Raw genomic sequence first — 13901 nt, 5'->3', positions numbered from 1 at the left:
TCTACACTGATCCGGCGCACGGCGCGCAGCACCTCGCGCGCCCCGTCGACCACCCGAAAGCGAGAGCCCCGTGATCAAGCCCGACCTCGGCATCACCGTCCCCGACGAGCTCGGCTCGGTCCACTTCATCGGCATCGGCGGGTCGGGGATGAGCGGGATCGCGCGCCTCTTCCACCACGCCGGCCACCGCGTCACCGGCTCGGACGTCCGCGAGTCGCACCCGATCGAGCAGCTGCGCGAACTCGGCATCCCCGTCGCGATCGGGCACGACGCCGCTCACCTCGGCGACGCCGAGGCCGTCGTCGTCACGTCCGCTCTCTGGCAGGACAACCCCGAGTACCTCCTCGCGAAGGAGCGCGGTCTGCCCGTCCTGCACCGCTCGCAGGCGCTCGCCTGGCTCGTCCGCGGGCACAGGCTCGTCGCCGTGGCCGGAGCGCACGGCAAGACCACCTCGACGGGGATGATCGTGACGGGTCTGCTCGGCCTCGACGCCGACCCGAGCTTCGTCAACGGCGGCATCATCGAGAGCCTCGGCACGTCGTCGGCCGCCGGCGCGGGCGAGGTCTTCGTGGTCGAGGCCGACGAGTCCGACGGCAGCTTCCTCCTCTACGACGCCGCGGTGACCCTGATCACCAACGTCGACCCCGACCACCTCGACCACTACGGCTCGCTCGAGGCGTTCGAGGAGGCGTTCGTCACGTTCGCCTCGAACGCCGGCGAGCTCGTGGTCATCTCCTCCGACGATCCCGGCGCCGTGAGCGTGTCGAAGCGGCTCTCCGGCAAGCGGGTGCTCAGCTTCGGCGAGGCGGAGGGCGCCGACGTGCGCGTGGTCGATCTCGAGCTCGTCGGACCCGTCCGCTTCACGCTCGAGTACGAGGGGCACCGGTACTCGGCGCGACTGCGGATCCCGGGCCGCCACAACGCCGTGAACGCGGCGGGGGCCTTCGCTGTCCTGGTCGGCCTCGGCTTCGAGCCCGCCGCCTCGCTCGAGGCGATCGCGTCGTTCGGCGGGACGGAGCGGCGCTTCGAGCTGCACGGCTCGGTCCGCGGCGTGAGCGTCTACGACGACTACGCGCACCACCCGACCGAGGTCGCCGCGGCCCTCTCGGCGGCGCGCACCGTGGTGGGCGAGGGCCGGATCATCGCCGTGCACCAGCCCCACCTCTACAGCCGGACCCGCCTGTTCGCCCGCGAGTTCGCCGAGACCCTCGAGCGCTACGCCGACGAGACCGTCGTCCTCGACGTCTACGGCGCGCGCGAGGACCCGGAGCCCGGCGTGACCGGCGCCCTCGTGAGCGGCAAGTTCGCCGACCCGTCGCGGGTGTCGTTCCTCGCCGACTGGGACGAGGCGGCCCGCCGGACCGCCGAGATCGCTCGGGAGGGCGACTTCGTGATCACGCTCGGCTGCGGAGACGTCTACCGGATCATCCCGCAGCTGCTCGAGTCGCTCCGCGCGAGCGAGGGCGCCGCGGTCGCCCGATGACGGTGACGCCGAGCGCTCGTCCCAGCGGGCCCCTCCCGTGAAGCGACCGGACGGGGTCCGCACCCCGCGGTCACCGGGTCGCGCCGGGCGCGGACCGGAACCGGCGGGTCCCCCCGCGGGCGGTGAGCCGACGGAGCCCATCAGCATCGTCTCGACGCTCCGCGTGCGGTCCGAGTCCGCTCCACGCCCTGACCCCTCCGAGACGGGCGGTGCCGGCAGAACGGCGGACGCCGATCGCGCGGGAGAGGGTGCGGTGTCCCGCGCGGCGGCTGCTCTCGGCCGCGTCCGCCTCCCGGGCGGGGAGCGCCGTGCTCTCTCCCGGGCCGCGAAGGAGCGGCGGCGCTTCGAGCGCGGCGAGGTCAGGCGCTTCACGAAGCGCGCTCGACGGCGCAGGACCATCGCCCTGGTCACGGCCGGCTCGCTGGTCGTCCTCGCGCTGGTCGTCGCGATCGCCGCGTACTCGCCCCTGATGGCCGTCCGCACGATCGAGATCGTCGGGACGCAGCGGGTGAGCGCCGAGGACGTCCAGGCCTCCCTCTCCGACCAGCTCGGGGTGCCCCTGACCCTGGTCGACCGGTCGGCCGTCGGAGCCGTCGTCGGCGAGTACCCGCTCATCCAGAGCTACTCGGTCCAGACCCGGCCGCCGAGCACCCTCGTGGTGACCGTCGTCGAGCGCACACCTCTCGCCGTCATCGCGAACGGGAGCCGCTTCGACCTCGTCGACGCCGCGGGGGTCGTCATCGAGACGGCCGACGCGCCTCAGGCCGGCTACCCGGTCGTCACCACTCCCACAGGAGGCGCCACCGGTGCCGCTTTCCGCGTGATCGGGGAGGTGCTGCGCTCCCTGCCCGACGACCTCGCCGGCCAGGTCGTGGCCGCCAGCGCGACGACCGGGGACGACGTCTCGGTGACTCTCTCCGACGGCGCGGTGGTGATGTGGGGCGGCGCCGACGACTCCGCCCTCAAGGCCGTCGTCCTCGACAAGCTGATGGCGGCGACCGATCCCGCGACGGTCGCGTCCTACGACGTGTCGTCGCCCCAGGCCGCGGTGGTCGCGCCCCGATGAGCACGTCGCCGAGCGGGCTGCGCGCGGATCCGTCCGGTTCTTTCTCGAATGCGGGCGTGTCAGCTGGGGGCGGCGCCGCACTCCGCTTACCGTCAGACGAACCCCAAATGCATACTCAGCATAACTTTAAGCCTCAACTACAGGTTTAAGGTTCAGCCCGGAGGCCGGACACGTGACTTCAAACCAGAACTACCTCGCCGTGATCAAGGTCGTCGGCATCGGCGGAGGCGGCGTCAACGCCGTCAACCGCATGATCGAGCTCGGCCTGCGAGGCGTCGAGTTCATCGCGATCAACACCGACGCCCAGGCGCTCCTGCTCAGCGACGCCGACGTGAAGCTCGATGTCGGCCGCGAGCTGACCCGCGGTCTCGGCGCCGGTGCCGACCCCGAGGTCGGCCGTCGCGCCGCCGAGGACCACGCGGAGGAGATCGAGGAGGTGCTGGCCGGCGCCGACATGGTCTTCGTCACCGCGGGCGAGGGCGGCGGCACCGGCACCGGTGGCGCCCCGGTCGTCGCTCGCATCGCGAAGTCCATCGGTGCGCTCACGATCGGTGTCGTCACGAAGCCGTTCGGCTTCGAGGGCCGACGCCGCCAGACCCAGGCCGAGGCGGGAGTCGCGACCCTCAAGAACGAGGTCGACACCCTCATCGTCGTGCCGAACGACCGGCTGCTCGAGATCAGCGATCGCGGCATCTCGATGCTGGAGGCGTTCGCGACGGCCGACCAGGTCCTCCTCGCCGGTGTCCAGGGCATCACCGACCTGATCACCACTCCGGGCCTGATCAACCTCGACTTCGCCGACGTGAAGTCGGTCATGCAGGGTGCGGGCTCCGCGCTGATGGGCATCGGCTCGTCGCGGGGCGCCGACCGCGCGATCAAGGCGGCCGAGCTCGCCGTCGCCTCCCCGCTGCTCGAGGCCAGCATCGACGGAGCGCACGGCGTGCTCCTCTCGATCCAGGGTGGCTCGAACCTCGGCATCTTCGAGATCAACGACGCCGCCCGCCTGGTGCAGGAGGCGGTGCACCCCGAGGCGAACATCATCTTCGGTGCCGTCATCGACGACACCCTCGGCGACGAGGTGCGCGTCACCGTCATCGCCGCGGGCTTCGACGGCGGGGAGCCGGGAGCGCAGGCGCCGGCTCAGGTCGCGCAGCCCCGGGCGCAGCAGAGCCTCCCGGCGGAGGCCGCGGCCGAGCCGGCCCCCGCCCCGGTCGCCGCTCCCGCCGCCGGCTCGATCTGGTCGAGCACGCCCGTCGCCGCACCCGCTCCGGTCGCCGACCCGTCGTTCGACGACGACGAGAGCGACCTCGACATCCCCGACTTCCTCAAGTAGTCGTGGCCGGTCCGGAGCTGGCCGAGCGCTGGGCCTCGGTCTCCGCGCGGGTCGCCGACGCGGCCCGTGCCGCCGATCGCGATCCGGAGTCGGTGACGACGATCGTCGTGACGAAGTTCCATCCCGTGTCGCTCCTGCGCGAGCTGCTGGACCTCGGTGTCGCCGACTTCGGCGAGAACCGGCACCAGGAGGCGCAGGAGAAGTCGGTGGAGCTCGCCGGCACAGCCGCGCGCTGGCACTACATCGGACAGCTCCAGAGCAAGAAGGCGCGGCAGGTGCGCCGCTATGCGAGCTCGGTGCACTCGGCTGACCGGCTCGCGCTCGTCCCGCTCCTCGACACGGGCGAGGAGGCTCTCGACGTGTTCCTCCAGGTCAACCTGACGGACGATCCGGAGCGCGGAGGGGCCGTGCCCGACGACGTGGACGCCCTCGCGGAGGCGATCGTCGCGGCCGGGAGTCTCACTCTCCGCGGCGTGATGGCGGTCGCACCTCTCGACGAGGAGCCCCGCCCCGCGTTCGCACGACTGCGCCGGATCTCGGAGCGCGTCCGCGCCATCGACCCGGCAGCGTCCGCCATCTCGGCGGGCATGTCGAACGACTTCGCGGAGGCGATCGCCGAGGGTGCGACACACCTGCGAATCGGTTCGGCAATCACCGGCAATCGGCCCGCCCGCACGTAATCTCGTCGTGACCCACCTGCGCACGATCCACCAGTGCCGGTCCACCAGTGGGAGCGACGACAACACGGAGGATACTGATGGCCAACCCGCTGAAGAAGACGATGGTCTACCTCGGACTCGCTGATGAAGAGATCGAGTACGAGCGTGCCGACACCGTCGAGGCGGCTCCTGCCACGGCCCACCGCGCGCCGGTCTCCCCGGTCCAGCCCGTCCCGCCGGTCGAGCACCCCGCTCAGCCCCGCGCGACCGTCACCCCGCTCCGCAAGCCCACCCCCCAGACTCCGAAGGCGACGGCCCACGCCGAGATGAACGAGATCCTCACCGTCCACCCCAAGCAGTACCGCGACGCCCAGGTCATCGCCGAGAACTTCCGCGACGGCATCCCCGTGATCATCAACCTCTCGCAGATGAGCGACGCCGACGCCCGCAGGCTCATCGACTTCGCGAGCGGTCTGTCGCAGGGTCTGTACGGCCGGATCGAGCGCGTGACGAGCAAGGTCTTCCTGCTCTCGCCGTCGCACATCACGGTCGCCGGCGATTCGGCCTCCGCCGAGAGCGACGCCGATGCGTCGTTCTTCGCGAAGTCCTGATCCCGGGAGCACTGTTCCGCGGTGAACATCATCTCGCTCCTCGCGAGCGTCCTCTACTTCGCCCTCCTGCTGTACTTCTTCGCGATGTGGGGCAGGTTCGTCCTCGACCTGGTCAGGGTCATCCGTCGTGACTGGCGTCCTCGCGGCGTCGGCCTGGTCGCGGCCGAGACCGTCTACACGGTCACCGACCCGCCGATCTCGTTCTTCCGCCGTCTGATCAAGCCGGTGTCGATCGGCCCGATCGCGCTCGATTTCGGCTGGAGCCTCACGATGCTCTGCGTCATCGTGGGCATGTACGTCGCCACCTGGCTCCAGCGCGCCTGACGCGCGCCGGGCTCCCGCCGTACCTGTATCGTTGGCGGCGACCGGACGTTCTCCGTGGCGCTCGCACTGCGCCGCGCGCTCGAAGTTGCTAGCTTTAGTCGAACGTTAACAAACGTGTACCTACTTGAAATCGAAGGTGGAAAGCCATGGCGCTCACTCCCGAAGATGTTGTCAATAAGCGGTTCCAGCCGACCAAGTTCCGCGAGGGATACGACCAGGACGAGGTCGACGACTTCCTCGACGAGGTCGTGGTCGAGCTGCGTCGTCTGAACCAGGAGAACGAGGAGCTGCGCCAGCGCCTCTCCGCAGGCGACTCCCGGATCTCCGACCTCCAGCGCGACGGCGGAGCAGCCGCAGCGCCGGCTCCGGTCGTCGACGAGGCACCCGAGCCCGAGCCCACTCCGGAGCCCGAGCCCGAGCCCACCCCGGCACCCGCTCCCGTCGCTGCCCCCGCCGCCTCGCAGTCCGCGCCGGTCGATGAGGCCGAGAGCTCCAGCGGGCTCCTGCAGCTCGCCCGCCGTCTCCACGAGGAGCACGTGCGCGAGGGCGCCGAGAAGCGCGACGCGCTCGTCGCCGAGGGTCGCGCCACTGCGGCCCGCATCGTCGCCGAGGCCGAGGCCAAGCAGCGCCAGCAGATCGCCAAGCTCGAAGAGGAGCGCGCGGCGGTCGAGGAGCGCATCGACGGTCTCCGCACCTTCGAGCGCGAGTACCGCCAGAAGCTGAAGAGCTACATCGAGGGCCAGCTCCGCGATCTCGACGCCCAGCCGGTGTCGGCCGAGGCGTCCTCCTTCCCCGGTTTTGGGGCGTAGCACCACCGCAGCGAACGTCAGGCCGAGGGTGCTGGTCACCCTCGGCCTCGTTGCGCTCGCGGTGTTCGCGATCGACCAGATCGCGAAGCACCTGGTCACGACGACCCTCGTCCTCGGCGAGGACGTCCACATCCTGGGCGACGTCCTGATCTTCCACTACGTGAAGAACCCGGGAGCGGCCTTCTCGCTCGCGAGCGGCTCCACCTGGATCTTCTCGATCATCGCCGCCTGCGTGGTCGTCGCCGTGATCTGGTTCTCGCGGCGCATCCGCTCGACCGCCTGGGCGATCTTCTTCGGGCTGCTGCTCGGAGGCACCCTCGGCAACCTGTTCGACCGGCTCTTCCGCGAGCCGTCGTTCGGGCTCGGACACGTCGTCGACTTCATCTTCACTCCGTGGCTCCTGCCCGCCATCTACAACGTGGCCGACATCTCGATCTGCAGCGCCATGGCGATCTTCGTGATCCTAAGCCTGCGCGGCATCGGCCTCGACGGCACCCGAGCCACCCGCGGTTCCGACGATCGGGAGGCCTCCGACACCGTCGGCGAGCAGCAGGCGAGTCCGACGGCTTCACCCGGTGCGGCCTCGACCGAGCGCGTCTCCCGCGACGACGATCCCCGCGGCGTCCTCTGATGGTCCAGTCCCGATCCCTTCCCGTCCCCGACGGGCTCGAGGGCCTGCGGGCCGACGCCGCCGTCGCCAAGCTGCTCGGCTTCTCGCGGACCTTCGCTGCCGAGGTGGCCGAGGCCGGGGGAGTGAGCGCCGACGGGCGCGTGCTCGACAAGAGCGACCGCGTCTCGGCGGGCGCCTGGCTGAGTGTCGAGTGGACTCCGCGCGAGGAGCCCCGCATCGTGCCGATGTCGGTCCCCGACCTCGGGATCGTCCACGACGACGACGACATCGTCGTGATCGACAAGCCAGTCGGAGTCGCAGCGCATCCCGCAGTAGGATGGGAGGGGCCGACCGTGCTCGGCGCTCTGGCCGCCGCCGGCTTCACGATCGCCACCTCCGGAGCCGCGGAACGCGCGGGGATCGTGCATCGCCTCGACGCGGGCACGAGCGGCCTGATGGTCGTCGCGAAGTCGGAGCGGGCCTACACGCACCTGAAGCGCGCGTTCCACGACCGCACGGTCGAGAAGGTCTACCACGCCGTCGTGCAGGGGCATCCCGATCCGCTCGCCGGGACCATCGACGCTCCGCTGGGTCGCCATCCCTCCTCCGACTGGAAGTTCGCGGTCAGAGCCGACGGCAAGCCCTCGGTGACGCACTACGAGACGATCGAGGCGTTCCCGTTCGCGTCGCTCCTCGAGATCCACCTCGAGACCGGGCGCACCCACCAGATCCGGGTGCACATGGCCGCTCAGCGCCACCCCTGCGTCGGCGACGCCATGTACGGCGCCGATCCGACGCTGTCGAAGCGCCTCGGGCTGACCCGCCAGTGGCTCGACGCTGTCCGTCTCGGCTTCACCCACCCCGGGTCGGGGGAGTGGGTCCAGTTCGAGGCGTCCTACCCCGACGACCTCGCCCACGCGCTCGAGGTGCTCCGCGGCGAGTGATCCAGGCGTGCTCGGCCGGGTCGCCCCCTCGCGCGGTTAGACTTTCTGCCGCTGCCGTGTCGACTCTCCCCGGGTCCGCGGCCCCCTCGCCCGCAGTCCGTCGGAGGCGCATCCTTGCCGAGTAACGATTCCTTCGTCCACCTCCACGTGCACAGCGAGTACTCGATGCTCGACGGTGCTGCGCGGGTTAAGCCGCTCATCGACGCGGCGGTGGAGGAGGGGATGCCCGCGATCGCAGTCACCGACCACGGCAACGTCTTCGGCGCCTTCGACTTCTGGCGCACCGCCACGGCAGCCGGGATCAAGCCGATCATCGGCACCGAGGCGTACCTCAGTCCGGGCACCCACCGCTCCGACAAGACGCGCATCCGCTGGGGTGACGGCGGTCAGGACGACGTCTCGGGGTCGGGCGCCTACACGCACATGACCCTGCTCAGCTCGACCACGACGGGGATGCACAACCTCTTCCGGCTGTCCTCGCGCGCCTCGATCGAGGGCTACTACTTCAAGCCGCGCATGGACCGCGAGATCCTCGCCGAGCACTCGGAGGGCCTCATCGCCACCACCGGCTGCCCGAGCGGCGAGGTGCAGACGCGCCTCCGACTCGGGCAGTACAAGGAGGCGCGCCAGGCCGCCGCCGACTACCGCGACATCTTCGGCAAGGAGAACTTCTTCGCCGAGATCATGGACCACGGGCTCGACATCGAGCGTCGCGTGATCGGAGACGTCATCCGGCTCGCGAAGGACCTCGACCTCCCGCTCGTGGCGACCAACGACCTCCACTACACGCACGCCCACGACGCGACCTCGCACGCGGCCCTGCTCTGCGTGCAGTCGGGCACGACGCTCGACGACCCGAAGCGCTTCAAGTTCGACGCCGACGAGTTCTACCTCAAGTCGCCGCGCGAGATGCGGCAGGTGTTCCGCGACCACCCCGAGGCCTGCGACAACACCCTCCTGATCGCCGAGCGCTGCGACGTGCAGTTCGACACCTCCGCGAACTACATGCCCCGCTTCCCCGTGCCCGAGGGCGAGACCGAGGACACCTGGTTCACCAAGGAGGTCGAGCAGGGGTTGCTCGAGCGCTACCCCGGAGGCGTCACGCGCGAGGTCCGCGAGCGTGCGGACTACGAGATGGGCGTCATCCGTCAGATGGGGTTCTCGGGCTACTTCCTCGTGGTCGCCGACTTCATCAACTGGTCCAAGCGCAACGGGATCCGGGTGGGTCCCGGCCGCGGCTCCGGAGCGGGCTCGATGGCCGCCTACGCGATGAGGATCACCGACCTCGACCCGCTGCACCACGGCCTCATCTTCGAGCGGTTCCTCAACCCCGACCGCGTCTCGATGCCCGACTTCGACGTCGACTTCGACGACCGTCGCCGCGGCGAGGTCATCCGCTACGTCACCGACAAGTACGGCGACGAGCGCGTCGCGCAGATCGTGACCTACGGCACGATCAAGGCCAAGCAGGCGCTGAAGGACGCCTCGCGGGTGCTCGGCTTCCCCTTCGGCATGGGCGAGAAGCTGACGAAGGCGATGCCGCCGGCGATCATGGGCAAGGACATCCCGCTCACGGGCATCAACGACCCCGAGCACGCCCGCTACAAGGAGGCGGTCGACGTGCGGAACGTCATCGCCGAGGACCCGCAGGCGAAGCTCGTGTTCGACACCGCCCTGGGCCTGGAGAACCTCAAGCGCCAGTGGGGCGTGCACGCCGCGGGCGTGATCATGTCGAGCGATCCGCTCAAGGACATCATCCCGATCATGAAGCGGGAGCAGGACGGCCAGATCGTCACGCAGTTCGACTACCCGGCCTGCGAGTCGCTCGGACTGATCAAGATGGACTTCCTGGGGCTGCGCAACCTCACGATCATCGACGACGCCCTCGACAACATCCACGCGAACCGGGGCGAGGACCTCGTGCTCGAGGATCTGACGCTGGACGACCCCGCCGCCTACGACCTGCTCGCCCGCGGCGACACGCTGGGCGTGTTCCAGCTCGACGGCGGTCCGATGCGCGGGCTCCTGCGCCTGATGAAGCCCGACAACTTCGAGGACATCTCGGCCGTCCTCGCGCTGTACCGGCCGGGGCCCATGGGCGCCGACTCCCACACGAACTACGCGCTCCGCAAGAACGGCATCCAGCAGATCACCCCGATCCACCCCGAGCTCGAGGAGCCGCTCGCGGAGGTGCTCGGCGGGACCTACGGCCTGATCGTGTACCAGGAGCAGGTGATGTCCATCGCGCAGAAGCTCGCGGGGTTCACGCTCGCGCAGGCCGACCTGCTCCGCCGCGCGATGGGCAAGAAGAAGAAGTCCGAGCTCGACAAGCAGTTCGAGGGCTTCTCGGGGGGCATGACCGCCAACGGCTACTCGATGGCGGCAGTGACGACGCTCTGGGACATCCTGCTGCCCTTCTCCGACTACGCCTTCAACAAGGCGCACTCGGCCGCCTACGGAGTCATCTCGTACTGGACCGCCTACCTCAAGGCGCACTACCCCGCCGAGTACATGGCGGCGCTGCTCACCAGCGTCGCCGACTCCAAGGACAAGATGGCCGCCTACCTCAACGAGTGCCGGCGCATGGGCATCAAGGTGCTGCCGCCGGACGTCAACGAGTCGATCGGCTTCTTCGCCGCCGTCGGGACGGACATCCGCTTCGGACTCGGGGCGGTGCGCAACGTCGGCTTCAACGTCGTCGAGGGCATCCGGGCCGCCCGTGAGGAGAAGGGCCGCTTCGAGAGCTTCCACGACTTCCTGCGGAAGGTGCCGCTGCCCGTCGCCAACAAGAGGACCATCGAGTCCCTCATCAAGGCGGGGGCGTTCGACTCGCTCGGATCGACCCGCCGAGCGCTCGTCGAGGTGCACGAGGACGCCGTCGAGGCCGCCGTCGGCGAGAAGCGCAACGAGGCGAACGGGCAGGTCGGCTTCGACTTCGACAGCTTGTGGGACGAACCGCAGGCGGCGATCCAGGTGCCCGACCGCCCGGAGTGGGCCAAGCGCGACAAGCTCGCCTTCGAGCGCGACATGCTCGGCCTGTACGTCTCCGACCACCCGCTCGCCGGACTCGAGACCGAACTGGCGAAGCACTACAGCACGACGATCGTCGACCTCCTGGGCTCCGACACGATCGGCGACGGCGAGACCGTCGTCGTCGCCGGACTCGTCACGAGCGTCCAGCACCGGATGGCCAAGACCTCGGGCAACCAGTACGGCCTGATCCAGGTCGAGGACTTCGGCGGCGAGATCACCGTCATGTTCATGGGCAAGGCCTACCAGGAGTTCGCGCCGGCGCTCACGAACGACTCCATCGTCGTGGTGCGCGGCCGCGTCAGCATGCGCGACGACGGGATGAACCTGCACGCGTTCAGCCTCTTCGCGCCCGAGCTGAACCAGGACGGCGACTCCGGACCCCTGACCGTCTCTATGCCGGAATCGCGAGCCACGACCGACACCGTCTCGCAGCTCAGCGACGTGCTCATCCGCCACTCCGGCCAGACCGAGGTGCGCCTCAAGCTCATCAAGGGAGACACCGCCCGCGTCTTCGAGATCCCGTTCCCCGTGCGCATCACCCCCGACCTCTTCGGCGAGCTCAAATCGCTCCTGGGGCCGAACTGCCTGTACTGAGCTTGTTTTCGAGCCCGTCCCGGCCGGGCTCGGCGCGGTCGGCTTGTGGAGGTGGTTGCGCGGGTGGAGCGGGTCGCGTCCGGCTACGCCGATCCGCTGGGACGCGGATCGACGGTTCGCCGGTGCTTCTTGCCGAGCCCGTCCCTGCCGGGCTCGGCGCGGTCGGCTTGTGGAGGTGGTCGCGCGGGTGGAGCGGGTGGCGTCCGGCTACGTCGATCGGGCGGTGCCTGTTCCGAGCCCGTCCCTGCCGGGCTCGGGGCTGTCGGCTTCGCGAGGTGGCCGCGCGGGTGGAGCGGGGTGCGTCCGGCTACGTCGATCCGGCGGTGCCTGTTTCCGAGCCGGTCCCTGCCCGGCTCGGCGCGGTCGGCTCGTGGAGGTGGTCGCGCGGGTGGAGCGGGTCGCGTCCGGCTACGTCGATCCGCTGGGACGCGGATCGACGGTTCGCCTCGAACGTGGCGCTCGCGCCAACCCTGTTGGTCGAGTAGCGCCGCAGGGGCGCATCGAGACCCATCTCCCGACGACGCCGGGGCGGGAGGTGACCCGTCCGACTCCTTCGGGCGGGAAGGGGACGGCTCGGGCGACGGCCGGGACGCCGCCGGGGTGGCGACGGCGGGCCGGTAGACTGGGGCGGCCATGATCCAGACCCTCGACCTCCGCGGCCGCCGTCCGTCCACCGCCGAGCTGCTCGCGCTCGTGCCCCGCAATCCCGGCACCTCCGCGAACGTCGGGCCCGTGGTCGCCGAGCTGATCGCCGATGTCCGCGCCCGCGGAGCTGAGGCGCTCCTCGAGCAGTCCGAGCGGCTCGACGGCGTCCGCCCCCCGCACCTGCGGGTCCCGGAGGAGCACATCGCCGACGCGGTCCGCGATCTCGACCCCGCGATCCGGCGGGCCCTCGAGGAGGCGATCTCCCGCGTGCGCCGGGCGAGCGCCGCCCAGATCCCCCCGGCGCGCACCACCGTGCTCGAGGACGGCGCGACCGTCACCCAGCGCTGGGCGCCCGTCGCCCGCGCGGGCCTCTACGTTCCCGGCGGCAAGGCCGTCTACCCGTCGAGCGTGATCATGAACGCCGTGCCCGCGCAGGCGGCAGGAGTCGCCTCCATCGCCCTCGTCTCCCCTCCGCAGAAGGCGTTCGGCGGCGCGGTCCACCCCACGATCCTCGCCGCGGCGGGGCTCCTCGGCATCGACGAGGTCTACGCCGCCGGAGGAGCGGGCGCCGTCGCCGCGCTCGCCTACGGGGTCGAGTCGATCGGCCTCGAGCCCGTCAGCATCGTCACCGGACCGGGCAACATCTGGGTGACCACCGCCAAGCGGCAGGTCCTCGGACAGGTCGGCATCGACTCCGAGGCGGGACCGACCGAGATCCTGGTGATCGCCGACTCCAGCGGCGACCCGCGACTGATCGCAGCCGACCTGGTCAGCCAGGCCGAGCACGACGAGTCCGCGTCCGCCGTCCTCGTCACCGACGACGCGGCCCTCGCCGCTGCCGTCGAACGAGAGGTCGAGCAGCAGGCCGCGCGGACCCACCACGCCGAGCGCGTCGCGATCGCGCTCTCGGGCCCGCAGTCGGCCCTCGTGATCGTCGACGACCTCGAGGTCGCCTGCGCGTTCAGCGACGCCTACGGCCCGGAGCACCTCGAGCTGCACACATCCGACCCGGAGGCGACCGCCGCCCGCATCCACGACGCCGGCGCGATCTTCCTCGGCCCGACGTCGCCGGTGAGCCTCGGCGACTACCTCGCCGGCTCGAACCACGTGCTGCCGACGCTCGGGCAGGCGCGCTTCTCCTCCGGACTCGGCGCCTACACCTTCCTGCGGGCGCAGCAGCTGATCTCCTACGACCGCTCAGCCCTCGAGCGCGTCGCACCGCACATCCGCGCCCTCAGCGACGCCGAGGCGCTGCCCGCGCACGGCGACGCCGTCGACGCGCGCTTCGCCTGACCTCGAGAGGCACCCTGCGATGTTCTGCCCGTTCTGCCGGCACCCCGACTCCCGCGTCATCGACTCCAGGACGAGTGACGACGGTCTCTCGATCCGCCGCCGCCGCCAGTGCCCGTCGTGCGGGCGCCGCTTCTCGACGACCGAGACCGCGAGCCTCGTCGTGATCAAGCGCAGCGGAGTCGTCGAGCCGTTCAGCCGGGAGAAGATCGTGAGCGGGGTGCGCAAGGCGTGCCAGGGTCGACCGGTGACCGACTCCGACCTCGCCGTCCTCGCTCAGCGGGTCGAGGAGAACATCCGCTCGACCGGCGCCTCGCAGATCGACGCGAACGACATCGGACTCGCCATCCTCGCCCCGCTCCGGGAGCTCGACGAGGTCGCCTACCTCCGCTTCGCCAGCGTCTACCAGGCGTTCGACTCGCTCGACGACTTCGAGGCGGCGATCACGCTCCTCCGGGCGGAGCGCTCGAGCGTCGCGCAGATCGTCGACGAGGTCTGAC

Annotated in this window: 12 protein-coding genes; all 12 read left to right on the top strand. The window is 70.5% G+C overall.

Annotated elements, in window-relative coordinates; translation table 11 throughout:
• Window positions 1-70 precede the first annotated feature (70 nt).
• The 12 genes from murC to nrdR all read left to right on the top strand — a co-directional run bounded on the left by murC (window position 71) and on the right by nrdR (window position 13900).
• A complete protein-coding gene (murC, locus tag B9Y99_RS08600; protein WP_085476059.1) occupies window positions 71-1483 on the top strand; it encodes a UDP-N-acetylmuramate--L-alanine ligase in 1413 nt (470 codons plus the stop codon).
• A 253-nt stretch (window positions 1484-1736) separates the two neighbouring features.
• A complete protein-coding gene (locus B9Y99_RS08595; RefSeq protein WP_085476058.1) occupies window positions 1737-2549 on the top strand; it encodes a cell division protein FtsQ/DivIB in 813 nt (270 codons plus the stop codon).
• Window positions 2550-2721: 172 nt separating this feature from the next.
• The gene (ftsZ, locus tag B9Y99_RS08590; RefSeq protein ID WP_085476057.1) at window positions 2722-3882 is read left to right on the top strand and encodes a cell division protein FtsZ; all 1161 of its coding nucleotides are present in this window, start codon (window positions 2722-2724) and stop codon (window positions 3880-3882) included.
• A 2-nt stretch (window positions 3883-3884) separates the two neighbouring features.
• Entirely contained in the window at window positions 3885-4562 is a 678-nt protein-coding gene (locus B9Y99_RS08585; protein WP_085476056.1) for a YggS family pyridoxal phosphate-dependent enzyme, read from the top strand.
• Window positions 4563-4639: 77 nt separating this feature from the next.
• Entirely contained in the window at window positions 4640-5152 is a 513-nt protein-coding gene (locus B9Y99_RS08580; RefSeq protein WP_085476055.1) for a cell division protein SepF, read from the top strand.
• Between the two features lie 21 nt (window positions 5153-5173).
• A complete protein-coding gene (locus tag B9Y99_RS08575; RefSeq protein ID WP_085476054.1) occupies window positions 5174-5476 on the top strand; it encodes a YggT family protein in 303 nt (100 codons plus the stop codon).
• 146 nt (window positions 5477-5622) lie between these two features.
• Window positions 5623-6285 carry a DivIVA domain-containing protein gene (locus B9Y99_RS08570; protein ID WP_085476053.1) on the top strand — a complete coding sequence of 221 codons (663 nt, stop codon included), beginning with the start codon at window positions 5623-5625 and terminating at the stop codon, window positions 6283-6285.
• 28 nt (window positions 6286-6313) lie between these two features.
• Window positions 6314-6916 (top strand): signal peptidase II, encoded by a 603-nt coding sequence (gene lspA, locus B9Y99_RS08565; protein WP_342097147.1) that lies wholly within the window; start codon window positions 6314-6316, stop codon window positions 6914-6916.
• Window positions 6916-7839 carry an RluA family pseudouridine synthase gene (locus B9Y99_RS08560; protein ID WP_085476052.1) on the top strand — a complete coding sequence of 308 codons (924 nt, stop codon included), beginning with the start codon at window positions 6916-6918 and terminating at the stop codon, window positions 7837-7839. The genes lspA and B9Y99_RS08560 overlap by 1 nt, the downstream gene beginning before the upstream one ends.
• A gap of 165 nt (window positions 7840-8004) precedes the next feature.
• Window positions 8005-11466 (top strand): DNA polymerase III subunit alpha, encoded by a 3462-nt coding sequence (gene dnaE, locus B9Y99_RS08555; RefSeq protein WP_244274849.1) that lies wholly within the window; start codon window positions 8005-8007, stop codon window positions 11464-11466.
• A gap of 633 nt (window positions 11467-12099) precedes the next feature.
• Window positions 12100-13404: a histidinol dehydrogenase gene (hisD, locus tag B9Y99_RS08550; protein ID WP_085476050.1), complete on the top strand. Its 1305-nt coding sequence runs from the start codon at window positions 12100-12102 to the stop codon at window positions 13402-13404.
• Between the two features lie 19 nt (window positions 13405-13423).
• The gene (gene nrdR / locus B9Y99_RS08545; protein ID WP_085476049.1) at window positions 13424-13900 is read left to right on the top strand and encodes a transcriptional regulator NrdR; all 477 of its coding nucleotides are present in this window, start codon (window positions 13424-13426) and stop codon (window positions 13898-13900) included.
• The last annotated feature ends 1 nt before the right edge of the window (window position 13901 follow it).

This window comes from Rathayibacter oskolensis (assembly GCF_900177245.1).
In the GTDB taxonomy this organism is placed as follows: Bacteria; Actinomycetota; Actinomycetes; order Actinomycetales; family Microbacteriaceae; genus Rathayibacter; species Rathayibacter oskolensis.
The sequence above is the reverse complement of the archived record's forward strand: the minus strand, read 5'-3'. Positions and strand labels throughout refer to the sequence as shown.